The following is a 26,882-nucleotide window of genomic DNA, read 5'->3' on the forward strand; positions in this document are numbered from 1 at the left end:
TACCCCCGAAACGTTCGGGCACGGCCATCCGCCTATTTATCCGAGTGATAAAAGACTGCCTACAACCATCACCATCACTGATAAAAACCTATTCGTAAGCGCGTATTCACTTGCCCTGTAGCGTGAGAAGGTCTATCAACAGCCATCAATCTCTAAAGAGTTATAGCAATGACTGACCAGACAAACCGCCAATTCCTGCTCGCCAAACGTCCAGTCGGTGCAGCAACCCGCGATACCTTCACCTTCCAGCAAGTGCCCGTAGTACAGCCCAAGGACGGCCAGATCCTGGTCAAAAATGAATACTTGTCCCTCGACCCGGCCATGCGTGGCTGGATGAACGAAGGCAAGTCCTATATTCCGCCGGTAGCGCTGGGTGATGTGATGCGCGCCCTGGGAGTGGGCAAGGTGATTGCCAGCGCCCACCCGGGCTTTGCTGTGGGGGATTACGTCAACGGTGCCCTGGGAATGCAGGATTACTTCACCGGTGAGCCACGGGGTTTCTACAAGGTCGACCCGAAACTGGTACCGCTGCCCGTGTATCTGTCCGCACTGGGCATGACGGGCATGACGGCCTACTTCGCCCTGCTGGACGTCGGCGCACCGAAAACAGGAGACACCGTGGTGATTTCCGGCGCAGCGGGTGCTGTTGGCAGCATTGCCGGGCAAATCGCCAAGTTGAAAGGCTGCCGCGTGGTAGGCATTGCCGGCGGCCAAGAGAAATGTAAGCGGCTGGTCGAGGAGTTCGGCTTTGACGGTGTAATCGACTACAAGAACGAAGATATGCTCGCAGGCCTCAAACGCGAATGCCCCAAGGGTGTAGATGTGTTTTTCGACAACGTGGGCGGCGATATTCTCGACGCCGTATTGAGCCGTTTGAATTTCAAGGCGCGGGTCATCATCTGCGGAGCCATCAGCCAATACAACAACAAGGAAGCCGTTAAAGGTCCGGCCAACTACTTGTCACTGCTGGTCAATCGCGCCCGCATGGAAGGCTTTGTGGTAATGGACTATGCCGATCGCTATGCAGCAGCCGGACAAGAGATGGCGGGCTGGCTGCTCAAGGGCCAGTTGAAAAGCAAAGAGCATATTGTTGAAGGCCTGGAAAGCTTCCCGGAAAGCCTGGCGAAGCTGTTCAGCGGGGAAAATCACGGCAAGCTGGTGTTGAAGGTCTGACACACCACATACAGGTGGCAGCGGACTTGCTCGCAATACAGGCACCGCGGCCTGTCAAGGCAGACCGCGGCGCGGCAATCGCGGGCTTGCCCGCGATTGCCGAATCAAAACGGTGGCAAACAGCCTTAAGCCAGCTCAGCTACCACGGCAGCGAGTGCCTTGGCCGGATCCACTGCCTGGCTGATCGGGCGCCCGATTACCAGATAATCAGAACCTGCATCCAGTGCCTGGCGAGGCGTCAGGATACGACGCTGATCGTCCTGCGCACTGCCCGCAGGACGAATCCCCGGGGTTACCAGTTGCAGACCCGGGTGCGCGGCCTTCAGCGCTTGCGCCTCCAGGGCCGAACACACCAGGCCATCCATACCGGCCTTGTCGGCCAGGGCTGCCAGGCGTAACACTTGCTCCTGAGGCTCAATATCCAGGCCAATACCGGCCAAGTCTTCACGCTCCATGCTGGTCAACACGGTCACGCCAATCAGCAACGGCTGCGGGCCGGTGCGCTTGTCGAGTACTTCGCGGCAAGCGGCCATCATGCGCAAGCCGCCCGAACAGTGAACGTTAACCATCCATACGCCCATTTCAGCTGCGGCCTTGACCGCCATTGCCGTGGTATTGGGGATATCGTGGAACTTCAGGTCCAGAAATACTTCAAAACCCTTGTCGCGCAAAGTACCGACGATTTCCGAAGCGCAACTGGTGAACAGCTCTTTGCCCACCTTGACACGGCACTGCTTGGGGTCCAACTGATCAGCCAGTTTCAATGCGGCGTCACGGGTCGGGAAATCCAGGGCGACGATAATAGGAGTCTGGCAGTCGGACATTAGCGGGTTCTCAGGCTGGTCGAAATCGGCGCGCATTGTAGCGGAACCAGCCGCTTACCGGCACCCGATGATCGCAAATACACGATTTTAGTCTTTACCAAGCTTATACCGCACATGACTGAATAACCGGCCTACACTGAAAGCAATCAACACTTACTCACTTAACAGGATAAACAGCAGCACACAGCGCAACCCCTGCCCTGTGCTGCACTCAACACGGAGAACACTCTATGCCTTGGTATGCTTGGTTAATTCTCGTCGTCGCTATCGGTGTCATTGTAGGCGCCCTGATGACACTACGTGACACAGCCAATAAAGTTGAACTGACCGATGAGCAACGCAAACGTGTTGCCGAACGCAATGCCGAAATGGACGCCAAGGAATCAAAAGACAGGTAGTCAGACAAGCGCTCAGGGCCTGCATGCCAAGGAATGAGCATCGGTGAGGAAAAACCTACAAACAGTTGCATGATTAACCACTGCATCTGTTTGAAGGTCGACGCTATGATGGTCCATTGCATAAAGAGACACCTGTCATGCGCTATTCACAAGATCATAAAGCCCAAACCCATCAGCGCATCGTTAAAGAAGCATCCGGGCTCTTTCGACGACACGGTATTGGCGCCACAGGCCTGCAACCCCTGATGAAATCACTGGGCCTTACTCACGGTGGTTTCTATGCTCATTTTTCATCCAAAAACGACCTGGTAGAAAAAGCCTTGCAGCACGCAGCCAACCAGGTTGACGGTATCTGCGCCGAACTGTTCAGCCAGCCCCACCCCCTGCACGCATTTATCGATGCTTACTTGTCTGAGTGGCATCTGACCTCCCCCCATGAGGGTTGCCCGTTGCCGACCATGTCCGCTGAAATGGCCCAACAGGGCCAGGCAAGTGTCACCACCGACCATGTCATCGATGCCAGGCTCAAACAGATCCAGGCGACCCTGCAAGGGTCAGACACTGAAGACAAAAGCATCGTGATTTTCGCTACCCTGGTAGGCGCACTGGTTCTGGCTCGCGGCGCAGAGAGTGATGCACTGAAACAGAAGATTTTCGAAGTCACGCGCAGTACATTGAAGTCGTCAGCGCCTTATGCCTGAACGCTTGCTGACAGCCACAAAAAAGCCAGTCTATGACTGGCTTTTTTCGTTCTGTTACCTGGCTTAGCTGATTACGATCTTGTCGCGGTTTCTCTCCAGAATAACCTTGCCTATGCCTTTGACCTCAAGCAACTCATCGACTGAAGTAAAATCACCATTGGCCTCGCGATAAGCCACGATCGCCTTGGCTTTAACAGCCCCTACACCAGAGAGTTCACGCTGCAGGGTAGCCTCATCTGCGGTATTGATATTAATCGTCACCACTTTGGCATCCAGCACTACTGGCGCAGCAACCACCGGTTCAACTGCTCCGGCCGCAGGTGCGGCATGGGCCACACTGGAAACACCTACCATCAAGGCAAAGAAAATCGAAGAGAGAAAAGCAGTACGCATAATTGACACTCCATAACATCGTTAATTTAAAAACAGCTTTCCTGAGCTGTATTTCAAACTTAGGCGATGGTTATGGAGTGTCAAAAACCAGAGCGTTGCAGGGTGTGTATATCTTTGATTCGCAGAAAAACCGCTCCACCAAACAAGAAAAAAACCACAAACTTGCAAAGGTTTGGCTATCGCTTTTAGGTGAATTTTACTCAAAAATGATAAATTTTCTAAACCTTCCCTAGCAGATTCCCCCTTAGGTCGATATGATCCAAAACCATGTCCGGTCTAGATGCCGAGCCCCCCCCGAGCAATCATCGACCTTACAGATGGCGAAATCTGTCACAATGCAACTCATAATGGACTGCCATATGAAATTTAAAAAAATCGCATGGATTCTAACTAAAAAATGAATACTGAATTCACACTTGAATCACTCATAATCTCCATATCCATTATCTTGCTGTTTCTGCTCTCATCAACCTTGATCAAAAATAAAATAGAGCAAAATGAAATAAAGCACGAATACAAATTCATCAACGACTTGCGTGGTCTAGCAGCAGTATTCGTCGTTATCAATCATGCCCCTTTCATGCTGACTAATATGGGCCTTAAGAACGACAACTTCTCCTCATGGGCGTGGATATATGCAAATCTTGGCTCCTTCGGCGTACAAATATTTTTTTGCATAACAGGCTTTTTGTTCTTCGATAAAATAATCAAATCCCCAAATATTCAGTGGGAAAAATTCTTTGAAGGCCGAGTAAGACGTGTAGCACCCTTATACTATTTCTCGTCATTTGTAGTTTTTTTAATTGCGACGTTATATTCCAACTTTGATATCTTCAACAAAGAAACACTTATGACAGTGGCCAGTATGTTAACATTCAATTTTTTGGATGGCCCCTCCAAAATCGGCGGCATTGCACTAACGCCTCTCAATTCAGTGACCTGGACACTGGTTCATGAGTGGCGATTTTATGCAGTACTGCCCCTTATCGCACTTACCTACAGATCCAGATATAACAAATTAATACTAAGCACTGCATTATTATTAGCCGCCGTCGATCTAAGCATGAGTACAGTTGTGTGCTGGCCGTACTTTCTGACTGGTATCATTGCAGCAGTTCTTCACCAAAAACTCACTTACATAAAACCGGCAAGCTGGCCTTTATCCATCATTGCACTATGCATCTTTATATACACTTGCGGGACTAAAGCACCTGAAGGATACGGCGCACTGCGATTCGCGCTCACGTCCTGTTTCTTCTTATGTATTACACTGGCAAATCCAAGAGCCCTGCATGCACAATGCCTAAACCGATTGAGTGACATCAGCTACAGCATATACCTGATGCATCTACCAATCCTGTATTTAACATTCAAAGCAGCGTCACACATGGTCGATTTATCCACCATGTCAAAGACAGCTTTCTGGTCAATCAATATGATTGCAGTACCGTTGATCACAATAGTCTCTACACTGACCTTCATTCATATTGAAAAGAGGTTCATGAGCAAAAAAGCCAACACGATTACTGTCGCTGCTGGCACCGCAGCTGCTGCCGAAAGTTAAAGCCTAACTTTATATGCCGCACCTGTGATGCCATTAAAACATTGCCAATGAAGCGTTCACCATTTTAGTGAACTCTGCATTGGCAAGATCTTGATACGCGCCGGCTCCATTGACCTAAAACAGCACCTTTCAAGATGGCTCAACACGACGCTGCTGATGTATCCAATCTACAATCTCACCTTCGGGTGCATAACCACTGACCGTCTCGCGCAGCAGCTGGCGAACACGCAAATAGTCATCCTGATCTACCGCTTCAAGCAGTTGCGTCAATCGCTGCTTCAGCTCATCCCAAGGTAACATGTCTTCGTTGGCAGACATGATCATGGGGTGTCGGGTCGCGACTACGTTATCGCCAATCAGTAACTCTTCGTAAAGCTTTTCGCCAGGACGCAACCCAGTGAACTCGATCTCAATATCGCCATGTAGATTTTTATCCGAACGAACGCTAAAACCAGAGAGATGGATCATTTTCTCGGCGAGCTCGACAATGCGTACCGGCTCACCCATATCAAGGACGAATACATCGCCACCCTGCCCCATTGAGCCGGCCTGAATCACCAACTGAGCGGCCTCGGGAATCGTCATGAAGTAGCGGGTAATCTTGGGGTGAGTCACGGTTAGCGGGCCACCGGTCTTGATCTGCTTGTGAAACAGCGGAATCACCGACCCTGAAGAGCCCAATACATTGCCAAAACGCACCATGGTGAAACGGGTTTTATTTACCCGCGACACATTGGCCGAGTCGCCAAACAGTACAGGCGCGACTTCCCGACTGAGTGCTTGAAGCGTCATCTCAGCCAGACGCTTGGTGCTGCCCATGACATTAGTCGGCCGTACGGCCTTGTCGGTAGAAATAAGAACGAAGTTCGATACTCCCGACTGCAGGGCCGCCTGAGCAGTGTTGAGCGTGCCTATAACGTTGTTTAACACACCTTCGGCAATATTGTGCTCAACCATTGGCACATGTTTATAAGCCGCAGCGTGATAGACCGTATCGACATGCCAGGTCTTCATCACATCCAGCAACTTGTGCGGATTGCGCACAGAACCCAGGATCGGCAGCACCTTCACCGAAAGAGACTCCAGATTGACCCGCTGCTCCAACTCGCCAAATATGCTGTACAGATTGAATTCGCCGTGTTCGTACAGCAGCAGCGTGGTTGGCTTCAAAGCCAAGATCTGCCGGCACAGTTCCGAACCAATCGAACCGCCAGCGCCTGTAACCATGACACATTGCCCCTTGATACAACGCTCCTGCAACTCACCTTGCGCGGGAACCGGGTCGCGACCCAGCAAGTCGGCAATATCCACTTCCTGGATATCATCAACCTTGACCCGGCCACTGGCCAGATCCATAAACCCGGGCACACTGCGAACGTGGAGAGGAAATCCCTCAAGCAAACCCAAAATCTCGCGGCGCCGGGCCCGAGACGAAGATGGCACTGCCAACAGCAACTCCTGGGCGCCGGTACGTTCGATCATCTGCTGAATACGTTCGGGTTTGTAAACCTGCAAGCCAGAGATGATACGATCTGCAATACTTTCGTCATCGTCGATAAACGCTACAGGCCTCATAGCACGGCCCATGCGCAAGGCGGCAACCAGTTGGTTGCCAGCGGCACCGGCACCGTAGATGGCCACCCGCGGCAAACCGTCATCGCGATTGGTAAACGGCACGTGTTGAACTGCCGCAAACCAGTCGCCCAGAAAGTATTGACGCATGGCAAGGCGCAAACCACCGAGCAGGATTAGGCTTAGCCACCAGTAGTTGAAGATTATCGAGCGCGGCACAGTATTTTCAGGGGTGCTATACCAATACATCACCACTGCCAAGATCAATGAAGAAAGACTGACAGCCTTGATAATGGCGATCAGAGCATCATTGCCGAAATAGCGCATGACGGCACGGTACATGCCGAAACGGATAAACAGCGGGATGGCAATCAAAGGGGCGCAGATAAACAGCCACAGATGTAGCTTGACCGGATTGATCATATCGTCAATCCCTAGGCGCACGACAAATGCAAGCCATAGGGCGAACCAGACGAGAACCACGTCTGTCACCACTTGAATAACTCGTTTATCCCGTCTCGACAGGTTGAGTAAGTACGCTCGAATTTTATCCATATATCCTTTGAACACCTACGCTACTCCAAAAAACCATCAACAAGCTGACACTCTATACACCACTCTATTTATCCCTAAGTTGAGCGTCAGACCAGTGAAGCTTCCTGCACGACATCACTCAATACCTTGCAGGTCAATTCTATTTCTTGCTGTGTCAGTGTGGGATGAACCAGAAACATCATGCTCGTCTCGCCCAACTCTTTCGCATGCGCTAATCGTAACGAAGGACGCCAGCCAGTACCTTCAAATGCCTTTTCTAGATACACCTCAGAACATGAACCGGAAAAAGCAGGTACACCGCGCGCGACCATCTCGTTGAGAATGCGATCACGGGACCAACTAGCCTTAAGGGCTTGCGGACGTACAAATACATAGCACTTGTAGGCCGCGTGCACATCAGCGACCGGCAACACGGGTACACGAAGTGCAGGCAACTGCCGGGCCTGGGCCCAAATACGTGAAGCATTTTTCAGCCGAGCGGCATGCCACTCTTGCATCCGGCGCAACTGGATGCGTCCGATAACAGCCTGAACCTCAAGCATCCGCCAGTTCGTGCCGAAGCTTTCGTGCAGCCAGCGGAAACCTGGTGCATGCTCACGCTCGTAAACCGCTTCCCAGCTCTTGCCATGATCCTTGTAAGCCCACATGTCGGCCCACAGCTGGCGATCATTGGTGGTGACCATGCCGCCTTCGCCGCCCGTGGTCATGATCTTGTCCTGGCAGAACGACCAGGCGGCGATATGACCGATGGAGCCGACAGGACGGCCTTTGTAATGAGCTCCATGAGCTTGGGCGCAATCTTCGATCACCTTCAGGTCATGCTCAGCCGCCAAATCCATGATCGGATCCATGTCACATGGCCATCCAGCCAGATGAACACAAATGAGGGCTTTGGTACGGGGCGTCAACACTGCACTAATGGTTTCAGCAGTGAAGTTCTGCGAGTCAAGGTCGACATCTGCAAATACCGGCACAGCCCCAGCATTAACAATGCTTGAAACCGAAGCCAGGAAGGTACGAGAAGTAACAACAACTTCATCACCCGGACCGATATCAAGTGCCTTCAACGCCACATCCAGTGCTACCGTACCATTGGCTAGGGCCACGGCATATTCCGTGCCTGACCAGGCGGCAAATTCTTTTTCAAAAGAGCGGGTTTCTTGCCCAGTCCAATAGTTGACCTTGTTCGACAAAATTACCGCACGGACAGCGTCGGCTTCTTCTTCCGTGAAGGAGGGCCAAGGAGAAAATGGTGTATTCAGCACGATTCAGTACCCATGATTTGAATGATAGAAATTTGGTCCGTGCACGTCCGACTGTACAAAAACTCATGCAAATGAGTTACCACTATAAACCATTAATGCTGTAAAGCTTTCGCTGGAACACCCACAACAGTCATATTGTCGACAACATCATTGACCACGGCCGCACCTGCCCCAACCTTGACCCGGGATCCAATGCTGACCGACTGCTTAACGGATGCACCTATTCCAATCCAGCTCAATTGACCAACATGGACTGTACCCGCCAACCTTGCGCCTGGGCTGATGTGGACACATTCTTGCAAAATACAATCGTGGTCAATACTGCACCCGGTATTAAGAATGCTTCCATCACCTACGTTTGCGCCTGGATTTACCACTACCCCTGCAAATGCCACGACGCCTTTACCCATAGTGGCGTGTCGACTGATTGTCGCTGCCGGGTGAATAAGTGTGATTAGCATTGCTCCGGCATTATCGAGCTCTTTCATTTTCATGCAGCGAATATCATTATTGCCAATCGCAACTATGACACCGTCGAACTCCTGAAGGCGCTCCAATAATACATGTGTATCACCCACCACAGGCCAATGGCCCACAAACTGGATAGATGGCCAGTTATCATCAAATACTTCAACAATGTCCCAGTCACAGCATTCAGCGGTATCTGCTACAACTTTGGCATGCCCACCAGCCCCCACAATGGCGAGTTTTTTTTCAGCTGGTGCAGTCCCTGTAAACTTTGATATCGTGACCTCGCCGGCAGCGGAGATACCCTCGCGGACAAGCACTTTCTTAAGAGTAAGCCCGATAATTTTGAGGTCGAGCCAAAATGATTGGTTTTCGACATACCAAATATCGTATTGGAATTTCTGCTCCCAGCTGATTGCATTACGGCCATTAACTTGTGCCCAACCTGTAATCCCGGGTTTTACATCATGTCGGCGCGCCTGTTCAACGCTATACAGTGGCAAATACTCCATTAACAACGGCCTGGGGCCAACCAGACTCATATCGCCCTTCAAGACACTCCAAAGTCCAGGCAACTCATCCAAGCTGCTTGAGCGTAAAAAAGCTCCGAAAGAGGTCATGCGTTCCGAATCAGGCAAAGGATTACCATGTGCATCAACCGCATCTTTCATGGTTCTAAATTTCAGCATTTCAAAAGGCACACCGTGCAAACCGGGCCTTATCTGCCTGAACAATATTGGACTTCCCAATTTAAGTCGCACAGCTAAACCTAAACAAGCGATGACTGGTGAAAGAACAAGCAGACCAAAAAAAGATGCTGTTATATCGAATAGACGCTTAATCAATGTCAAGCTCCTGCAAGTAAAAATTCTGCATCCGTTCCCAATGAGCAGTACGATCAAAACGCTCAACAATTCTAGCGCGGGCAGAAGTTCCCATTTCAGTCATACGGTCATGGGGTGTTTCAACCGCCTGCATCATTGCACTCGTCAAGGACGTGACATCACGGGGCTGGGCCAACCAACCATTCATACCTGACTCAATAATTTCGTTACAACCACTGATATCTGTTACAACAGCAGGTATGCCCATGGCACATGCCTGCAACACGACATTGGGAAAGCCCTCCCGATAGCTTGACAAGACAAGGGCGTCGGACGCTGCCAGGGCATCACGTATATCTTCCTGAAACCCCAACGTATGAATCCTTGGATGCTGCTTCAACAATGCGAATGTTTCTGCATCTATCGGCGCTTCAGAGTCCAAGCCTCCGACCACAATCAAATGGGTGTGATCAGGAAGTCTCAAAAAAGCCTGCCCCAACTCCTTCAGACCCTTGTCTCTGTTCAAGCGTCCGATAAAGCAAAAAACGAACTCATCGTCCATTATTCCCAGGCTTTCTTTAAGCGCTTTAGAGTTAGTTATAACGAACTGGTTATCAGGTCGAAAAAAATCAAGATCCACACCCGCAATATTCCCATGCCCAATGACAGACATCTGCTTTTTAGTCACGCGATAAGCCAGCAAATCTTTTTTCACACCCAATCCTTCAGGGACGACTGTGGTGGCACAGACACAAATCAATCGATCTACGTTGATAAGAAGTGTTTTCTTGAAACCGGTCTGGGTGGGGAATATAAGTCCGGTAAACGTATGAATCCTGACAGGAACCCGGCACAAAAAAGCCGCAATCATCGTCACCAGGCCCGCCTTGGGTGTATACGATTGAACCACCGAAGGTTTTAATTTACGAAGCAACCTGCACATCGAGAGAATTGAAATAACGTCAGCGAATGGACTGATGCCCCGCTTCATTGCTACAGGATGAACGGGGACGGCTTCCCGAACAGCAATTCTATCTACCGGTCCATCAGCAGAACAAGCCAGATGTACCTTGAACGAATGGTTCAGAAACTTTGGCTGATGAGCCAATATGGTCATCAGTGTTTCCGGAACGGTTGTGACAATTAATAAAGTTGCTTCTTTCATGACTCAACCTTTAAACGGATCAAAACAGACAAAGCTCAAGCTGTATAAAGACGAGTCCAGATGCTGACGATCTCATCAATAGAGTAGTTTTCAACGATCCGCAATCTTGCGGCGCGCGACATGTTATTTTTTTCACTGGCCGTCTGAGCTAGAGCAATGCTCATGGCCTGAGCAAGACCCTTAGGATCCCTGGCTGGAACTAAGTATCCGCAACCACCCACGACTTCTTTAACGCCGCCGCAATCGGTTGCTACCACGACTTTCTCGGACGCCATGGCTTCAGCTACCACCAAACCAAAGCCCTCCCAGGCCGAGGAAAGCACGTATAAATCCGCTGCATTATATATATCATTGACGTCTGATCTGACGCCTAAAAATCGCACCAGCGGGGTAAGTTTCAAGGTAGCTACGAGATCTTTCAGCTCCTGTCTCAGCGGACCATCACCTACAATCCATAGCTTCACCGTTTGTTTGTTATCGGACAGTGCTTTAAATGCATGTATTAGATTTTTATAGTCTTTGGCATCAACCAGTCGACCCACCGCTACAAGCAATTCGTCCTGATCAACAAGACCTTCCGAACTCCTGATGGCTGCCCGCGTAACCGGGTCAGGCTTGAAGCGTTGGGTATCAATACCATTCGGAATGGCCAGCATGGTACCTGGCGGACAGGCTTTTTTTTGTTCGAATATATGCACAGCTTCAACCGTTACATTGGTTGTCACATCAGCTAAAGAATGCGTGAGCCGATAAGCGAGCATTCTTGCCTTACCGCCTTCATTGGTATTGTGTGCTGTATTGATCAGTCTTTTGATGGTACAAATCGGCCTGATCATTCGAGAGAAGAGGTTCGCATGCACCATGTGCGCATGAACGACATCAGGATCAAAATCCTTGATAATACTCCTCAACTTAATAAAGCCTTTGAGAAATCCAGGTACTGTTTTCTCTAGATTCAACCCCAAAAGCTCAACACATGGACTTTTGGGTCGCAACAGAGCAGGCCCGGTTAGATAGCAGATTTTCACCTCATGCCCGCTCTCGTGAAAACGATCGGCAAGGTCCAGAACCTGTCTTTCCGCACCACCCACACCAAGACCTGTGATGATATATAAAATTTTCATACTAAATTTTTCGCCTGTTGCTCACACGAAACACGACACACTGAAAATATCGGACTATGCACTTTAACTTCCTGACAGCACCTGCCTCGCGCAACACCTGTTCTTTATAAAATAAACCAAAACCCTGGGGATTTCGTTTCAGATTATTGAAAAAATTAGCTGAATACCCATCCGGTAAATATTCGCACAAATAGATATATTTACTGTAAAAGTACAGGATCTCACCTTCGTCGGATATTCTGTTCCAGATCAACAATTCAGGGACAAATATCTCGTCTTTAAAACGAGGAAAAGGATGTTTAAGCAATGCACTTTTCTTGAATACATAAGCCAGATCCCCCAGAAAGTGATTGGCTGCTTCAGTAGGTGTCATCTTCGAAGCGACAGTATCGTCGTCTGAGAATACGGCCCCGATAATATTACCGGCCAGATCGGCCCTCCTATAACAAAGCCCGGCAATACCATGGGTGTCCAGGTTCTGCAAGTCTTCGTTAATGACTTCAATAGCATTCGATGTAAGCGCATCGTCACTATCGACCAACAACACCCAATCCCCTGTTCCGGCTGGAACCCCGGTGTTAATCGCTATATGTTTTCCCGCGTTTTCTTGCTGCAAAATCTTGATAGAGAAACTGGAATTCTGCTGAAACTCCTCCAGCAATGAAAGCGTTTCGTCTTGGCTTCCATCATCAACTACGACCCACTCGAAGGACTTATCAGTCTGCTTCTCCAGGCTTTCATACAAGCGGCCCAAGGTGTAAGCACGGTTATAAGTTGCTGTCAGTACAGTAATCATAAATACCGCTCATCTATTTTATTTTGTACGCTAACAAAATCAGCGAGATGGAGAATAATACCTCAGCCAAAACCAAGCCATACACGATACCAGCCAAGTCATACCAGAGAGAAAACAGAGCTGCCAAACACAAGGAAAGCAACGAAAAAAACATCAAACACATACTGAGGATTTTATCTTTCCCTAAAGGCATGAATATCGTCAGACCTATGGCCTGATTCATCATGCGAAAGGGTATGATCATGACAAATACTTGCAGGATAGATTTAGCTTCATCAAAGCCAGGACCTAACATCAGATTAATTAAAAAATCGCCCAACGCATAAATTATTGTAGCCCCAGCAACGCCGGCAGCAAACAGGAAAGCTACGATAAGACTCGACAGCTTCAAGTTGATACTGGTTGTTTTCAAAAGCCGCCTGCTTAAGTAGGGATACAACCCGATCAACACTGGCCCTACCAGACCAACAGAAGCTTTTATAATTTTTTCAGCAGGCACAAACTTTGCAACCGATGCCTGCCCACACATAACCCCGACAAGCGCGGGCCCTGCACTCAACATAATATTATTGGAGCTTTTGTAGATAAAACCATGAAAGCCCGACTTTATTTGCTCGACCCCACTTTTGAAATCAATATTGAAACCACCCACTATTTTGTACGCAAGATAGAGTCCAACCAAAGTATTAAACAGAGAAAAAGAGGACATGATCATTAAAGCAAAACTGGCATTGGCAGAGACATTCAGCAGCAGGTATAAAACTAACAAACCGGCAAATCTCAACACCAACTCGAAGGTCACAACAAACGTAAGCTTCTCCAACCCCTGAAATAGCCAAATATTACTGAAGCTAAATGCCAGAAAATAAAGATACCCCCACAGGATTAATTGCAAATCGAGATCAAAATCCAGAATTGACAGCACGCCCATGGACACCACAATCATGCCGCTCGAGAGCAATAACTTGGCTGAGTTGACACCATTATAAATCGCAGAAAGCAGCGACTTATTCTCTGGCCCGCACACTGCCACCTGCCTCGCCCCACTCAAGGAAAAACCATACTCGACGATGAGGGAGCACAACAAAGCAGTTGTTTGAATGATCAGCACCTGACCATATTGATCGACGCCCAGTGCTTTGGCCAGAATCGGAATTTCTAGAATGGGTATTAAATAGCTAACCAGCTGAGCTACCAACAACAAGCTGACATTTTTAAATTGCAACCTCATTTTCGTCATCGCCCCCTGTGACCTGGACATGTTCGCTCATGATGAACTGACGCGACAATACCGATAGGGCGGATGTCATCAAGATCCAGATTCCCCACTCAGAAAGTTCTGTACTGAAAGGATGGAGCATCAACAATAGGGCAAAACCTAACGAACCGCCTAATGCAGCAATGGCATAAATAAAAATATATTTTGCTTTGTGTTCATGCATTGCGTAGCGACACAATCGTATTGCAAATATCAGCAAGGGTGAGAATATGAGAATCAGAAGGCCGATAAAACCCAAAATACCCAGATCGCCACCGGATGAAATAAAAGCGTTGTGCACAACCATCGGACTACCATCTACTTCAGACGTCGTACTGCCGAAACCGCAACCAAATGGCATGCACGTTTCAAAAGACCTCAGACCATCAGCTAGCATTCGAGCTCTTACAGGATCCCCTGCTGCCAATCTGTCCACGACTAGAGGATTCTGATTGAAATTAAGAAAATCGTAGCCGGTGCTGTACAGCATCAACACGGCAGTGAATGAAATGATTGAAATAAAAAACAGGAGTAATGTCAGCTTTGGTTTGACATGCATGCTGAGCAGCAGTATCAAGAGTATCACAAGCAAAAATACAATAAATCCTGTACGACTGGAATCCATAACAAGTATGTACGCGCCGGCGATCATGACCAGTAGGCTAGTCACTTTACTTCTGCCATCAAAGAGCATACCCACAATTACAAAACCTGCGAAGAATGCACACGTTTTCCACAACACGCCCGGATAGGCAAACAAACTCCCTTGCCGACCATCGCCCAACTCAATATATAAACCTGTCAGGTAATATTTCGCCATGCAAAAAACCAGGAAACCTGTCAATATCGATCGCGAGGCGATCGAATGATAGTCACCTTGTTCCAAAAACTGAGAGTGCGCATAAACACAAACAAAGACAACACCAATACACATCATCTTCAACCCTTGGTAAAAGGTTTGAATTTCAGCATTGGCCAATGCTGACAGTACAAAGGCGCTAAACAACACGAAAAACCCGAGAATATATACAGCCAACTCGGGACTTACCTTGAAAGACAATCGTTCAGGGGCTGAGATTAACCCGACCACTACGATCAAGCCCCATAAAGCCCAATATCCTGCGGGACTGATCAAACTTCTGACATCACCCAATACGACCAATAGGCAAGCACTCAACACGATACCGTAAGACGCTGCATTTTTTTTCACGTTTTCCACTTACACCTGCCTACTTACACGTGATTTAACAAACTTTAGCCTCAGAGTCACACAGTAAGCGTTTAGCCACTTGCAATAACCTCCTAAAACTCTGCATCTGTTCCAGCGTTTTAGCTAATGCACATCACATCACGAACAATGCAGCAGCCTGATCTTTATCGTTGATAAGATACCCTCCAACGTCGGGCCAATGAATATTCAACGCTTCGTCGTTCCAGCGAATGCTGCGCTCAGATTCTTTATTATAGAAATTGGTCGTTTTATAACTAAATATCGTGTTTTCTTCCAGCGCAAGGAAGCCATGAGCAAATCCAGCAGGTATCCACAGCATTTTTTTATTCTCTGTATTCAATTCCAGTCCAAACCATTCGCCATACGACGGAGACCCCTGACGAATATCCACAGCGACATCGAAAGCTGCGCCATGGTTCACACAGACCAGTTTGCCTTGCGCGAAAGGCTCTAGTTGATAATGCAACCCTCGCAGAACACCCTTTTTGGAACAGGATTGATTATCCTGAACGAAAGGATCAGGAACGGGCAGCCCCAAGTGACGCAATCCTTCCTCGAATTTTTGAAGATTGAAACTTTCCATGAACCAGCCGCGTTCATCTTCGTAAACGTCCGGCTCGATGATCACCACGCCAGGCAGTGTTGATGGCATAAATTTCATGCACCGTTCCCCTCAGATAACAGCTTGCCCAGGTATTGCCCGTAACCGGTTTTTTTAAATCTTTCGGCCTGCTCAGCCAACACCTGAGAGGTTATCCAGCCATTGTTGAATGCAATCTCTTCCAGGCAAGCAACCTTCAATCCCTGGCGCTTCTCAATGGTATGGACAAAATGACTCGCCTCCAGCAGTGATTCATGGGTCCCGGTGTCAAGCCAGGCAAACCCGCGCCCCAATATTTCAACGCTCAGTTCTTTCTGTTCTAGATATGCCTGGTTGACATCGGTAATCTCAAGCTCGCCCCTTGCCGAAGGTTTGATCCTCTTCGCTATCTCAACAATCTGGTTGTCGTAGAAATACAGCCCGGTCACTGCATAGTTCGATTTGGGTTTATCCGGTTTCTCCTCGATGCTAAGCGCCTGGCCAGAGCTGTCAAATTCCACGACGCCAAAACGCTCGGGGTCACTGACGTGATAACCAAAAACTGTAGCACCTACCGTCTTTGACATAGCTGAGCGCAAGTTGTCCGAGAAGTGCTGTCCATAGAAAATATTGTCACCCAGAATCAGGCAGACCGGATCTTGACCAATAAAGGCCTCACCAATAATAAAGGCTTGTGCCAGTCCGTCGGGACTAGGTTGTTCGGCATAACTGAGCTCAATACCATAATGACTGCCATTACCTAGCAATTTTTCAAAACTTGGCAGATCTTCCGGAGTAGAAATAATCAGAATTTCCTGTATCCCCGCCAGCATCAAAACAGACAGCGGGTAAAAGATCATCGGCTTGTCGTAGATCGGCAGCATCTGTTTAGAGACTCCCAGCGTGAGCGGATGCAGGCGCGTACCTGAGCCACCAGCAAGAATGATGCCTTTACGCTTGATCGAGATCATGTTTCAAGCACTTCCTTAATTATTCGAATGCACCACTCGCAGCGCTGGCCGGTGATGAGATAAATTTGAGTTTTAAAAAAGTACGCTACCGCCCCAGGATTCTTCGTCGATTTCCTGAGAACGGTTGTAAGACTATTGATAGCCCCGGCTTCAGTCTGCGTTTATTCAACGATTGGCGATACTCGCCAAAGGCAAGCTGATCTGTTGCTGACGATTCATCAAGTTAATAAGCAGGATGACCCGCTCTTCGCCGTCCATTGTCATGAAAATGGACTCAATACCTGCGAAACCTTGATCAAGGATGGTGACTTTATCGCCAGGGTTAAATTTGGCGATAATATGAGTACTCGCGCGACTCTGCAGCTGCATAATCAGCTCGTGACCGACTGCCAGCGGCCGACCACCAAAGGCCACCACGCGAGCTACGCCACGGGTGGAACGTAGAGGAGCCCAGTTGGCACCTTCAGGCATATGTATAAACAAGTAGCCAGGAAACAGCGATTCCTCAGCGTAGTGCATCTGGCCACGCAGGGTTCGCTCACGCCTGCATGTGGGCCGTGAACACCCGTAACCCTGGCGTATAAGGTTTTCTTCTGCACGCTCGTCCTGTCTGGGCTTGCATTGCACCAGATACCACTCGCCGGTTGTGGCCACTGTCGATTCCTGAGCTGCTGCGGTGCTGATCATGGGCATGGATAATTCATTTAGTAAGTTCTTCCGTGTTTTACCATCGTACAGTGCATGTGCCAATAACAGGGTGGCCTTCAGCTCGCCGGGATGAATGCCTCAACGAATCTGTTTTGAGTTTGATACAGGTTTGACAATTTCACTGCCACCACCCGTTCCGCCACTATTTCGCCATACCCCAAGCATATTTCTCGGCCCAATGCTTCATACCTGAAACAAAGCCGAGCAAACCATGCTGATCGGCATGGGAAAATTGCCACCCAAGGTGCTGATGCCTGCGCGAATGATACAGCGCTTGCCCTCCAATTCAACATAACCGCTTGGGTGGCCGTACTTTTGTATCTGGTCTGCGTCTGCAGAGTGCCATTCTTTACTTATGCAGAACCACTGATGAGCAGGCATCTCGGTGATGTGCTGCTTCAGCCGTCTCAGACAAGGATCAATGTGTGCCGACTCTCTGCTCAATTCCAGGCGCAATTAGCCTTAAAGCACCAACGCCAATAATTTCGGCGAGGGAGCATCACTGCACACAATCGGATCCTTGAGACCTGCCGCCAAAAAATTATGGAATGCATCCGACATGATCAGCTTGGACATGGGTAAGCATCAGCACTTTGATACCGGCAAGTACAAAGTTTTCGCGGATGCAATGCACCGATGACACCGCTGACAGTGCGCTCATTGCCCTGAAACAGACCGCCGTCGATTAACAGATTACTCAGGGTGCCCATCTGCAACTGATGGTGCGAACCCATGACGCCGTTGACGGCGCCATGTTGAAACATGAGCTGATAAGGTACAGGTTGCTCTCAGTACAGCTCCATGAAGAAGCAATTAATCCATCAACTAGTGGCTAGCAATGTGTCAGCCCAGCCCCCTATCAGCGCAGATCCTTTTGTAAAAGGTTACCAGCACCCGTCGTTTCAGTCGGATCTCTTCGGCTTTGCACCGAGAGAGGCTGGTGAAGCCCGTCACGACGCTGAGCTACAAAGTACTTGGCGATAACGATCAAGATGCCAAACAGAGCGCCCAGCACCAACCCCAACAAGGTAATCAAGGCTTTTTTTGGCTTGATTGGAGCCACGGGTTCCAGAGCCTTGCGGTCAATGGATACCAGCTTCAAATTAGTAAAATCGAGATTGCTAACCCCACCCAAACGGACAATTTCTGCACGCAGTGGCTCGACACCACTTAAAAAGAGGTCTTCATTTTGACGCAGCTTAAGAACTTCGACTTCACGGTTGCTTTGCAACAACAACAGTTCACGAGCGATCTGGGCGATACGGTTTTCGGTAAAATCGTCGTTACTACGATTCTTCAAAGCAGCACGCTCTGCCTCTAGCGCCTCTACACCAAGAAAGTACAAGGGGATCTGTTGATTGTTTATTTCGGTGCGCATAAGACTGGAATCAGCCGGTCGCGCAGAATCGCCCAAAGCGGAGGGGGTTGTAGGCTTTTGTATACCCAGCGCCTTGGCAATGCCAATGGCCTCACTCAACTGGGCCATACGATCCATGCGTCCAGTCTTGAGCTGTTGACGCAAAGCCTTGAGTTCGTCCTGCAATTGCGCGCGCTTGAGATTATCCGTCTCGAGCAAGGTAGCAATCCGCGCTTGCTTTTCGGTCTCATAGTTGGAGCGAGCAGCGTCGATCTTACCCTTGAGCTCGGTTAAACGATTATTGACGATAACCTTCAGATCGGCGGAAATTTGATCACGCTCAGCTGTAATGGCGTGATCCACAAATCCGTTAAGAATTTGCACACCGTCCACACCCTTGGGGTAGTTCAGCTCCAAGCCTATGGAAACATTAAGCGAATCAGCTTTTGTTGGATCAGGCAGAATCAGCTTAAGCGAGTCACGATTGAAATCTTCAAAACTCTGCTCCAAGGTCCGGCCCGGACGCTTGAATTGGCTGAACAGAGCCTGATTAGCTTTGAAAAAGCTCAGGCGCGTCTCATAGGACTCAAGTGATGAACCGACTTTTAACAAAGCTTCTTTAGGCGGCAAGGTGTAAACACCCGAACGATTGAGGGCATCCAGTTCGTTGATCGCGGCAGGCCGCAAGATGCTGCTCACCTGGTACTCAGGCGTCACGAAATAGGCATAACCCAATGCTGCAATGCCACAAAGCGCGCTCGTTGCAATGATGATGGATTTTTTGTTCCAGACCGCCTGAAATAAAGTGAACAGGTCCACTTCAAACGACGGATTTCCAGCGGGGATACGGGATTTGCTATTCACAACCGGGGCCTGCCTTCTAAAAGAAACTGCGGGCTCGTTATGCAGGAATTCTTACATACGCTTAACTGGCTTTTATTGTTTTAATCATCAGGCTTGAGCATCAATGCGCACCTGATAAAGCATAAAAATCACTGGCAATCGAGAGCAGCCCGCATTTTGCCAGCATTCCAGAACATTTCAATATAAGAGTGGCACAATGATGTTATTTCCGGCTCAACGGAATGTTTGAGGCTTAAACCATTCTTTAAATACCAACTATCCAAACATTCCTTTCCCTGCCTAATGCGCCATCCATGGTGCAAATGGGATCCAGACGCGCCTAAATTGCTGGCTTGGCTTGCACCATCAGCTCGAGCTTCAGCTTGCGGGCTTTGCGACTGTAGGCTAGCCAACCCAGAACAGGGCCGATAGCCATACCTAGCAGCAGTGCGCAGATGATCAACAACGACCCAGGTAATTCGGGTATGCGCCAGCCCAAAAACACCAATGCTACAGGCTGTTGATTTTCCAGGATAAAAATAAGCACCCCAAAAATGACAATCAGCCCAAATACCACTGACGCAGCACGCTTAAAGGTACGCATCGGCAACTCCTGTTCCCTGAAGGTTAAATGTCGTCTTCCTCATCCTCGTTCACCCGGTCTCGCAGCTCTTTGCCCGGTTTGAAATGAGGCACAAATTTTCCATCCAGGCTGACCGACTGGCCTGTCTTGGGGTTGCGGCCTACACGAGGGGCGCGGTAATGCAGGGAGAAGCTGCCAAAACCACGGATTTCAATACGATCCCCGGTCGCGAGGCATTGAGACATTTGTTCAAGCATGGTCTTGATGGCCAACTCCACATCCTTGGATGAGAGTAGCCCTTGATGGGTGACAATTCGTTCGATCAACTCCGACTTCGTCATATTTTTCCCTTCTTTTTCAAGCAGCTAGATCAGCGCTCCCAAGGTTTTAGCATGATCGAATGAATTTGAACAGCCCAGGGATTGACTTATCTTTACAACCCGCATAAGCACTGTAAAAAATCGACTCCACCACCCACCATCATAGCCATCAGGCCCAAATAGCCCATGGTCGCTCACAGGCCGCACAACGACAGCACTCACCCTGCCCCACAGCTAGCTCCCTGACGTGCAGCAAAACGACCTACACAAGATCCTGCTAAGCACCGCCACAAATCGCAGGCACAAAAAAGGGCGACCTAAGTCGCCCTTTTTCTATGGTCAATCAGAACTTAGTTCTGTTTTTCCATTTGTGCACGCAGCAGGTCGCCCAAAGTGGTCGGACCAGCAGCAATGTCAGAGGTAGCTGGCTTGTCGCGCAGGCTCTGGATTGCTTCTTTCTCTTCAGCATCATCTTTCGACTTGATGGAGAGTTGGATTACGCGGCTCTTGCGATCAACGCTGATGATCTTGGCTTCTACTTCTTCGCCTTCTTTCAGAACGTTGCGCGCGTCTTCAACGCGGTCACGGCTGATTTCGGAGGCTTTCAGAGTCGCTTCGATATCGTTGGCCAGAGTGATGATGGCGCCTTTAGCGTCAACTTCTTTCACGATGCCCTTAACGATTGCGCCTTTGTCGTTCTCTTGTACGTACTCGGAGAACGGATCGCTTTCCAGCTGCTTGATACCCAGGGAGATGCGCTCGCGCTCTGGATCAACAGACAGGATAACGGTGTCCAGCTCGTCGCCCTTCTTGAAACGACGTACGGCTTCTTCGCCAACTTCGTTCCAGGAGATGTCGGACAGGTGAACCAGGCCGTCGATGCCGCCGTCCAGACCAATGAAGATACCGAAATCGGTGATCGACTTGATGGTGCCGGAGATTTTATCGCCCTTGTTGAACTGGCCAGAGAAATCTTCCCATGGGTTAGATTTGCACTGCTTGATGCCCAGGGAGATACGACGACGCTCTTCGTCGATATCCAGAACCATAACTTCCACTTCGTCGCCGACTTGTACGACTTTCGAAGGGTGGATGTTTTTGTTGGTCCAGTCCATTTCCGAAACGTGTACCAGACCTTCAACGCCTTCTTCCAGCTCTGCGAAGCAGCCGTAGTCAGTCAGGTTGGTTACACGAGCGGTAACGCGAGTGCTTTCTGGGTAACGGGCTTTGATAGCAACCCATGGATCTTCGCCCAGTTGCTTCAGGCCCAGGGAAACACGATTGCGTTCGCGATCATATTTCAGAACCTTGACATCGATCTCGTCGCCAACGTTGACGATTTCGGAAGGATGCTTGATACGCTTCCAAGCCATGTCAGTGATGTGCAGCAGGCCATCAACGCCACCCAGATCGACGAATGCGCCGTAATCGGTGAGGTTTTTGACGATACCTTTAACTTGCTGACCTTCTTGCAGCGATTCCAGCAGAGCTTCACGCTCGGCGGAGTTCTCTGCTTCCAGCACGCTGCGACGCGAAACAACTACGTTGTTGCGCTTCTGGTCCAGCTTGATGACCTTGAATTCCAGCTCTTTGCCTTCCAGGTGCGTAGTATCGCGCACTGGACGAACGTCAACCAGAGAACCTGGCAGGAACGCACGGATGCCGTTAACGTCGACAGTGAAGCCGCCTTTAACCTTACCGTTGATAACGCCCTTGACCACTTCTTCTGCTGCGAAGGCTGCTTCCAGAACGATCCAGCATTCAGCGCGCTTGGCTTTTTCACGGGACAGTTTGGTTTCGCCAAAGCCGTCTTCGACCGCGTCCAGCGCAACGTGAACTTCATCACCGATGTTGATGTTCAGTTCGCCAGCGTCGTTGTGGAACTGCTCCAGCGGGATGAGGCCTTCCGACTTCAAACCAGCGTGAACGGTAACCCAACCAGCTTGGTAATCGATATCAACGATGATAGCGGTGATGATCGAGCCAGCCTGAAGATTCAGGGTTTTTAGGCTTTCTTCAAAGAGTTCTGCAAAGCTTTCGCTCATTTTAATTCCTGTTGTTCAAGGGCGAAGGAATACGCCCATCAGCCACATTCCAGACAATGTGGGTTACGTTCATATAAAAGAAGGCATGCAGGACTATTTCTGGTCTCCTGCACGCTTTCTTGGTCATCCAGCGATATCGCGAAGTGCGATTTCGCTCATGATGCGTTCCAGCACCTGCTCGATGGACAACTCCGTGGAGTCCAGCTGTATGGCATCAGCCGCCGGCTTGAGCGGGGCTATTGCACGCTGTGTGTCACGCTCGTCGCGGGCACGAATCTCATCTAGCAGACCCGAGAGACTAACATCATCGCCCTTGGCCTTCAACTGCAAGTAACGGCGGCGGGCCCGTTCCTCAGCGCTAGCGGTCAGAAAAACCTTCAATGGCGCGTCAGGAAAGACCACGGTACCCATGTCCCGACCATCTGCAACCAGCCCCGGGAACTCAAGGAAAGCACGCTGACGCTGCAGCAACGCATCGCGAACAGCCGGCAAAGCCGCGACTTTCGAGGCTCCGGCCGCTACGGTCTCACTGCGGATGGCGTGAGTCACGTCATCACCTTCCAGAATGATCCGCGCCGGCTTACCGTCCGTCGCGCCGATGAACTGCACATCAAGATGCGCAGCCAGTTTTTCCAGCAACGCCTCGTTATCCAGGGCCACACCATGGTTACCTGCGGCAAACGCCAGCAGGCGGTACAGAGCACCGGAGTCGAGCAAATTCCACCCCAGGCGCTTGGCCAGGATGCCAGCAACCGTGCCTTTACCTGAACCGCTTGGGCCGTCGATGGTGATAACCGGTGCCGAAACCATCACGAGTTTGCCTCTTGAGCAACACGCATGCCCACTTGCTTGCACAGAGCAAGGAAGTTGGGGAAAGAAGTCGCCACGTTGGCGCAATCATGGATACGGATGGGTGCGGTTGCGCGCAACGAAGCCACACTGAAGGCCATTGCGATACGGTGATCGCCATGACCATGAACCTCACCACCGCCAATTGTGCCACCATCAATGATGATGCCATCCGGTGTCGGCTCGCACTTCACGCCCAGGGTCAGCAAGCCATCTGCCATTACCTGGATCCGGTCGGACTCCTTGACCCGCAGCTCTTCAGCACCCCGAAGGATCGTACGACCCTCAGCCACGGCCGCAGCCACAAAGAGTACCGGGAACTCGTCAATCGCCAGCGGCACCAGCTCTTCCGGAATCTCGATACCCTTGAGTTTAGCAGCCCGCACGCGCAGGTCCGCCACCGGTTCACCGCCCACTTCGCGTTGATTTTCCAGGGTGATGTCCGCCCCCATCAGACGCAAGATGTCGATAACGCCGGTACGGGTCGGATTGATGCCCACATGCTCAAGCAGCAGATCCGAGCCTTCTGCGATCGAAGCGGCGACCAGGAAGAACGCCGACGAGGAAATATCCCCCGGCACTTCGATATGGGTCGCCGTCAGCTTGTGGCCCGACTCAACCGAAGCAGTAGGACCATTAACAGTTACCGGGTATCCGAAGCCTTGCAGCATGCGCTCGGTATGGTCACGAGTCGGTGCAGGCTCGGTTACCGAGGTCTTGCCTTCTGCATACAGGCCCGCCAGCAACAGGCAGGATTTAACCTGGGCACTGGCCATCGGCAAGGTGTAATCCATGCCCTTGAGCGCATGACCACCACGAATGGTCATCGGCGGGCGACCTTCGGCAGCGGTCTCAATCACGGCACCCATTTCACGCAATGGATTGGCCACACGGTTCATCGGGCGCTTGGTCAGGGACGCATCGCCGGTCAGGGTGGTGTCGAAGCTCTGTGCTGCCAGCAGGCCGGACAACAGGCGCATCGAAGTACCCGAGTTGCCCAGGTAGATCGGGCCAGGTGGCGCTTTCAGACCGTGCAGGCCAACGCCATGAATGGTCACGCGACCATGATGCGGGCCCTCAATCACCACGCCCATGTCACGGAACGCCTGCAGCGTCGCCAGGGCATCTTCACCCTCAAGGAAACCTTCCACTTCGGTCGCACCTTCAGCCAGCGAGCCGAGCATGATCGAGCGGTGGGAAATGGATTTGTCGCCTGGTACGCGAATTCGGCCAGTTACTTGACCACCAGGATTTGCCAAAAAAATCAGATCGTTGGAATTCATAGCGTCCACATATGCCCGGCGGGCCAGGATTTTACTGAAATGCTCGCGGGCAACCCGGGCGCGAGTGAAAACGCCCAGCAATTGATGCCCATCCCCTGCATCGACCGCGTCGCGCAAAGCGTCGAGATCACTGCGAAATGTATCCAATGTGCGCAGCACTGCCTCGCGATTAGCGAGAAAAATGTCATGCCACATTACCGGGTCGCTGCCGGCGATTCTTGTGAAATCACGGAAGCCACCCGCTGCGTAACGGAAGATGTCCAGATTCTCGTTGCGCTTGGCAAGAGAGTCCACCAGCCCGAAAGCCAGCAAATGAGGTAAATGGCTGGTTGCAGCCAGTACCTCGTCATGTCGCTCGACCTGCATATGCTCGACGTCTGCCCCCAGGGCGCGCCACATCGCATCAACCAGAGCCAGCGCATCGGCATCGGTCTGAGCCACAGGCGTCAAAATCACCTTGTGCCTCTCAAACAGACTGGCATTCGAAGCTTCTACACCACTCTGTTCAGACCCGGCAATCGGATGGCCAGGTACAAAGCGCGCAGGCATGCCACCAAAGGCTTGTGCCGCTGCCCGCACAACATTGCCTTTGGCACTGCCCACATCGGTAAGCACCGCGTTACCCAGATCCATGCCCGCCAGAAGGCCGAGCATTTTTTCCATGGCCAGAATCGGCACGGCCAACTGAATCACATCTGCGCCCACGCAAGCAGCGGCCAGATTTGCTTCACAGCGATCGACCACTCCCAGCTCAACGGCCAGAACACAGGATTCGGGATCGAGATCAACACCGACCACTTCGTCGCACAGACCGCTCTCACGCATGCCCTTGGCGAAAGACCCGCCAATCAGACCCAACCCGACAACGACCAGCCGCCCTATTACAGGCCTTACAGATTGCACAGACATTACATCAACCACGAGCAAGAACCTTGGACAGCGCTTCAAGCAGGCGAGTGTTTTCCGCCGGCAAACCAATAGTGATACGCAGATGGTCAGGCATTCCGTAGTTGGCCACCGGACGCACTATGACACCTTCACGCAACAGCCCCTGATAGACGGGAGCCGCTACCTGACCGAGATCCAGCGCGATAAAATTGCCGCGCGACGGGATCCAGCCCAGGCCCAACTCACGAAAACCGTCCTGTAACTGCTGCATGCCGGCCTCGTTCAGGCGGCGGCTTTGCTCCAGGTAATCGCTGTCTTTCAGCGCCGCGCAAGCCGCAGCCAGCGCCAGACTGTTGACGTTGAATGGCTGGCGAACGCGGTTCAGCACATCGGCCACCACCGCCGTTGACAACCCATAACCCACCCGCAACGCGGCCAGGCCATAGGCCTTGGAGAACGTGCGGGAAACCAGCAGGTTGGGATACCCCGACAAAAACTCCAGACCATCGGGCAGATCACCGCCCTCTGCGTACTCGATATAAGCTTCGTCCAGCACCACAAGCACGTGTTCGGGCACGTCCTGCAAAAACTCGTTCAGCGCATCGACGCCAAACCAGGTACCGGTCGGGTTGTTCGGGTTGGCAATAAAGACCACCCGGGTATCACTGTCGATGGCAGCCAGCATGGCAGGCAGGTCATGCCCCCAGTCCTTGGCCGGCACAACGCGGGCCTGGGCACCTACCGCCTGGGTCACAATCGGATACACGGCAAATGCATGCTCACTGAACACGGCATTTAGCCCCGGCGCCAGGTAGGCACGCGCCACCAGCTCCAGAATATCGTTAGAACCGTTGCCCAGTGTTACCTGGTCAAGCTGTACGCCACACTGCTCAGCCAACAGGCTTTTCAGGGCAAAGCCATTGCCATCCGGGTAGCGCGTCAATTCGGCCAGCTCGGCACGAATGGCTTCCAGCGCCTTGGGGCTCGCACCCAAAGGGTTTTCGTTGCTGGCCAGCTTGACGATCGTGGCCGGATCCAGATCCAGTTCACGCGCCAGCTCATCCACAGGTTTACCCGGGACATAAGGCGAAAGTTGTTGTACGCCCGGCTGTGCCAGGGCGAGGAAATCACCGCTCATGTTTTA

24 protein-coding genes and 1 pseudogene are annotated in these 26,882 nt (G+C 50.8%); 4 read left to right on the forward strand and 21 right to left on the reverse strand.

What is annotated here, in order from left to right:
- Positions 1-168: 168 nt before the first annotated feature.
- Positions 169-1,173 carry an NADP-dependent oxidoreductase gene (locus EQV96_RS04840; RefSeq protein WP_095002778.1) on the forward strand — a complete coding sequence of 335 codons (1,005 nt, stop codon included), beginning with the start codon at positions 169-171 and terminating at the stop codon, positions 1,171-1,173.
- A 125-nt stretch (positions 1,174-1,298) separates the two neighbouring features.
- On the opposite strand, the gene pyrF is transcribed toward EQV96_RS04840, so the two are convergent.
- Positions 1,299-1,997, reverse strand: coding sequence for an orotidine-5'-phosphate decarboxylase (gene pyrF, locus EQV96_RS04845; protein ID WP_165446498.1), 699 nt, complete (start codon positions 1,995-1,997; stop codon positions 1,299-1,301).
- A 230-nt stretch (positions 1,998-2,227) separates the two neighbouring features.
- On the opposite strand from pyrF, the gene EQV96_RS04850 reads away from it, so the two are divergent.
- Both EQV96_RS04850 and EQV96_RS04855 read left to right on the forward strand, forming a co-directional pair.
- Complete coding sequence (locus tag EQV96_RS04850) at positions 2,228-2,395, forward strand: DUF2897 family protein (RefSeq protein ID WP_095002780.1); 168 nt, start codon at positions 2,228-2,230, stop codon at positions 2,393-2,395.
- A gap of 137 nt (positions 2,396-2,532) precedes the next feature.
- Entirely contained in the window at positions 2,533-3,096 is a 564-nt protein-coding gene (locus EQV96_RS04855; RefSeq protein ID WP_095002781.1) for a TetR/AcrR family transcriptional regulator, read from the forward strand.
- Between the two features lie 63 nt (positions 3,097-3,159).
- On the opposite strand, the gene EQV96_RS04860 is transcribed toward EQV96_RS04855, so the two are convergent.
- Positions 3,160-3,489 carry a helix-hairpin-helix domain-containing protein gene (locus tag EQV96_RS04860; protein ID WP_095002782.1) on the reverse strand — a complete coding sequence of 110 codons (330 nt, stop codon included), beginning with the start codon at positions 3,487-3,489 and terminating at the stop codon, positions 3,160-3,162.
- Positions 3,490-3,886: 397 nt separating this feature from the next.
- On the opposite strand from EQV96_RS04860, the gene EQV96_RS04865 reads away from it, so the two are divergent.
- Positions 3,887-5,053 carry an acyltransferase gene (locus EQV96_RS04865; protein ID WP_240881484.1) on the forward strand — a complete coding sequence of 389 codons (1,167 nt, stop codon included), beginning with the start codon at positions 3,887-3,889 and terminating at the stop codon, positions 5,051-5,053.
- Between the two features lie 129 nt (positions 5,054-5,182).
- On the opposite strand, the gene EQV96_RS04870 is transcribed toward EQV96_RS04865, so the two are convergent.
- From EQV96_RS04870 to hisC, 19 genes and pseudogenes are all read right to left on the reverse strand, one after another.
- Positions 5,183-7,180, reverse strand: coding sequence for a nucleoside-diphosphate sugar epimerase/dehydratase (locus EQV96_RS04870; protein WP_095019015.1), 1,998 nt, complete (start codon positions 7,178-7,180; stop codon positions 5,183-5,185).
- Between the two features lie 86 nt (positions 7,181-7,266).
- Positions 7,267-8,445, reverse strand: a complete 1,179-nt coding sequence (locus tag EQV96_RS04875) for a DegT/DnrJ/EryC1/StrS aminotransferase family protein (protein ID WP_095019016.1) — start codon at positions 8,443-8,445, stop codon at positions 7,267-7,269.
- A 92-nt stretch (positions 8,446-8,537) separates the two neighbouring features.
- Positions 8,538-9,143 (reverse strand): acetyltransferase, encoded by a 606-nt coding sequence (locus EQV96_RS04880; RefSeq protein ID WP_346769609.1) that lies wholly within the window; start codon positions 9,141-9,143, stop codon positions 8,538-8,540.
- Positions 9,144-9,170: 27 nt separating this feature from the next.
- Positions 9,171-9,758: pseudogene (locus EQV96_RS04885) on the reverse strand (sugar transferase); the annotation flags it as partial.
- On the reverse strand, positions 9,751-10,902 hold the full coding sequence (locus tag EQV96_RS04890; protein WP_095019018.1) for a glycosyltransferase family 4 protein: 1,152 nt from the start codon (positions 10,900-10,902) through the stop codon (positions 9,751-9,753). The gene EQV96_RS04890 and the pseudogene EQV96_RS04885, both read right to left, overlap by 8 nt.
- 35 nt (positions 10,903-10,937) lie before the next feature.
- Positions 10,938-12,026 carry a glycosyltransferase gene (locus EQV96_RS04895; protein WP_218722867.1) on the reverse strand — a complete coding sequence of 363 codons (1,089 nt, stop codon included), beginning with the start codon at positions 12,024-12,026 and terminating at the stop codon, positions 10,938-10,940.
- A 1-nt stretch (position 12,027) separates the two neighbouring features.
- Positions 12,028-12,822, reverse strand: a complete 795-nt coding sequence (locus EQV96_RS04900; RefSeq protein ID WP_240881486.1) for a glycosyltransferase family 2 protein — start codon at positions 12,820-12,822, stop codon at positions 12,028-12,030.
- A 13-nt stretch (positions 12,823-12,835) separates the two neighbouring features.
- A complete protein-coding gene (locus tag EQV96_RS04905; protein ID WP_240881493.1) occupies positions 12,836-14,083 on the reverse strand; it encodes an oligosaccharide flippase family protein in 1,248 nt (415 codons plus the stop codon).
- The gene (locus EQV96_RS04910) at positions 14,037-15,299 is read right to left on the reverse strand and encodes a hypothetical protein (protein ID WP_240881495.1); all 1,263 of its coding nucleotides are present in this window, start codon (positions 15,297-15,299) and stop codon (positions 14,037-14,039) included. Before EQV96_RS04910 ends, EQV96_RS04905 begins: the two co-directional genes overlap by 47 nt.
- Positions 15,300-15,423: 124 nt before the next feature.
- Positions 15,424-15,972: a dTDP-4-dehydrorhamnose 3,5-epimerase gene (gene rfbC, locus EQV96_RS04915; protein WP_095024108.1), complete on the reverse strand. Its 549-nt coding sequence runs from the start codon at positions 15,970-15,972 to the stop codon at positions 15,424-15,426.
- The gene (gene rfbA, locus EQV96_RS04920; protein ID WP_240881497.1) at positions 15,969-16,862 is read right to left on the reverse strand and encodes a glucose-1-phosphate thymidylyltransferase RfbA; all 894 of its coding nucleotides are present in this window, start codon (positions 16,860-16,862) and stop codon (positions 15,969-15,971) included. Before rfbA ends, rfbC begins: the two co-directional genes overlap by 4 nt.
- A gap of 165 nt (positions 16,863-17,027) precedes the next feature.
- Positions 17,028-17,555 carry a transcription/translation regulatory transformer protein RfaH gene (gene rfaH / locus EQV96_RS04925; RefSeq protein ID WP_095019025.1) on the reverse strand — a complete coding sequence of 176 codons (528 nt, stop codon included), beginning with the start codon at positions 17,553-17,555 and terminating at the stop codon, positions 17,028-17,030.
- Positions 17,556-18,429: 874 nt separating this feature from the next.
- Positions 18,430-19,791, reverse strand: coding sequence for a Wzz/FepE/Etk N-terminal domain-containing protein (locus EQV96_RS04930; RefSeq protein ID WP_178084398.1), 1,362 nt, complete (start codon positions 19,789-19,791; stop codon positions 18,430-18,432).
- 319 nt (positions 19,792-20,110) lie between these two features.
- A complete protein-coding gene (locus EQV96_RS04935) occupies positions 20,111-20,374 on the reverse strand; it encodes a LapA family protein (RefSeq protein WP_095031747.1) in 264 nt (87 codons plus the stop codon).
- Between the two features lie 23 nt (positions 20,375-20,397).
- A complete protein-coding gene (gene ihfB, locus EQV96_RS04940) occupies positions 20,398-20,694 on the reverse strand; it encodes an integration host factor subunit beta (protein ID WP_003447108.1) in 297 nt (98 codons plus the stop codon).
- Between the two features lie 329 nt (positions 20,695-21,023).
- Positions 21,024-22,718, reverse strand: coding sequence for a 30S ribosomal protein S1 (gene rpsA / locus EQV96_RS04945; protein WP_016780248.1), 1,695 nt, complete (start codon positions 22,716-22,718; stop codon positions 21,024-21,026).
- Between the two features lie 123 nt (positions 22,719-22,841).
- Positions 22,842-23,531: a (d)CMP kinase gene (gene cmk, locus EQV96_RS04950; RefSeq protein WP_162939268.1), complete on the reverse strand. Its 690-nt coding sequence runs from the start codon at positions 23,529-23,531 to the stop codon at positions 22,842-22,844.
- Entirely contained in the window at positions 23,528-25,759 is a 2,232-nt protein-coding gene (locus EQV96_RS04955; protein ID WP_240881499.1) for a bifunctional prephenate dehydrogenase/3-phosphoshikimate 1-carboxyvinyltransferase, read from the reverse strand. The genes cmk and EQV96_RS04955 overlap by 4 nt, the downstream gene beginning before the upstream one ends.
- Positions 25,760-25,763: 4 nt before the next feature.
- A complete protein-coding gene (gene hisC / locus EQV96_RS04960; protein WP_095002805.1) occupies positions 25,764-26,876 on the reverse strand; it encodes a histidinol-phosphate transaminase in 1,113 nt (370 codons plus the stop codon).
- Between the last annotated feature and the right edge of the window lie 6 nt (positions 26,877-26,882).

Origin of the sequence: Pseudomonas sp. TMW22080 (assembly GCF_022496745.1) — a bacterium.
Classification (GTDB): Bacteria; Pseudomonadota; Gammaproteobacteria; order Pseudomonadales; family Pseudomonadaceae; genus Aquipseudomonas; species Aquipseudomonas bubulae.

What these genes read in the sequence shown, in the direction of transcription:
- ihfB (WP_003447108.1), bottom strand. Translation starts at nt 20,694, where the DNA reads ATGACGAAGTCGGAGTTGATCGAACGAATTGTCACCCATCAAGGGCTA.
- EQV96_RS04860 (WP_095002782.1), bottom strand. Translation starts at nt 3,489, where the DNA reads ATGCGTACTGCTTTTCTCTCTTCGATTTTCTTTGCCTTGATGGTAGGT.
- rpsA (WP_016780248.1), bottom strand. Translation starts at nt 22,718, where the DNA reads ATGAGCGAAAGCTTTGCAGAACTCTTTGAAGAAAGCCTAAAAACCCTG.
- EQV96_RS04850 (WP_095002780.1), top strand. Translation starts at nt 2,228, where the DNA reads ATGCCTTGGTATGCTTGGTTAATTCTCGTCGTCGCTATCGGTGTCATT.
- EQV96_RS04865 (WP_240881484.1), top strand. Translation starts at nt 3,887, where the DNA reads ATGAATACTGAATTCACACTTGAATCACTCATAATCTCCATATCCATT.
- EQV96_RS04840 (WP_095002778.1), top strand. Translation starts at nt 169, where the DNA reads ATGACTGACCAGACAAACCGCCAATTCCTGCTCGCCAAACGTCCAGTC.
- EQV96_RS04855 (WP_095002781.1), top strand. Translation starts at nt 2,533, where the DNA reads ATGCGCTATTCACAAGATCATAAAGCCCAAACCCATCAGCGCATCGTT.
- pyrF (WP_165446498.1), bottom strand. Translation starts at nt 1,997, where the DNA reads ATGTCCGACTGCCAGACTCCTATTATCGTCGCCCTGGATTTCCCGACC.
- EQV96_RS04905 (WP_240881493.1), bottom strand. Translation starts at nt 14,083, where the DNA reads ATGTCCAGGTCACAGGGGGCGATGACGAAAATGAGGTTGCAATTTAAA.
- EQV96_RS04935 (WP_095031747.1), bottom strand. Translation starts at nt 20,374, where the DNA reads ATGCGTACCTTTAAGCGTGCTGCGTCAGTGGTATTTGGGCTGATTGTC.
- hisC (WP_095002805.1), bottom strand. Translation starts at nt 26,876, where the DNA reads ATGAGCGGTGATTTCCTCGCCCTGGCACAGCCGGGCGTACAACAACTT.
- EQV96_RS04955 (WP_240881499.1), bottom strand. Translation starts at nt 25,759, where the DNA reads ATGTCTGTGCAATCTGTAAGGCCTGTAATAGGGCGGCTGGTCGTTGTC.
- EQV96_RS04900 (WP_240881486.1), bottom strand. Translation starts at nt 12,822, where the DNA reads ATGATTACTGTACTGACAGCAACTTATAACCGTGCTTACACCTTGGGC.
- rfbC (WP_095024108.1), bottom strand. Translation starts at nt 15,972, where the DNA reads ATGAAATTTATGCCATCAACACTGCCTGGCGTGGTGATCATCGAGCCG.
- EQV96_RS04890 (WP_095019018.1), bottom strand. Translation starts at nt 10,902, where the DNA reads ATGAAAGAAGCAACTTTATTAATTGTCACAACCGTTCCGGAAACACTG.
- rfaH (WP_095019025.1), bottom strand. Translation starts at nt 17,555, where the DNA reads ATGCCCATGATCAGCACCGCAGCAGCTCAGGAATCGACAGTGGCCACA.
- rfbA (WP_240881497.1), bottom strand. Translation starts at nt 16,862, where the DNA reads ATGATCTCGATCAAGCGTAAAGGCATCATTCTTGCTGGTGGCTCAGGT.
- EQV96_RS04895 (WP_218722867.1), bottom strand. Translation starts at nt 12,026, where the DNA reads ATGAAAATTTTATATATCATCACAGGTCTTGGTGTGGGTGGTGCGGAA.
- EQV96_RS04870 (WP_095019015.1), bottom strand. Translation starts at nt 7,180, where the DNA reads ATGGATAAAATTCGAGCGTACTTACTCAACCTGTCGAGACGGGATAAA.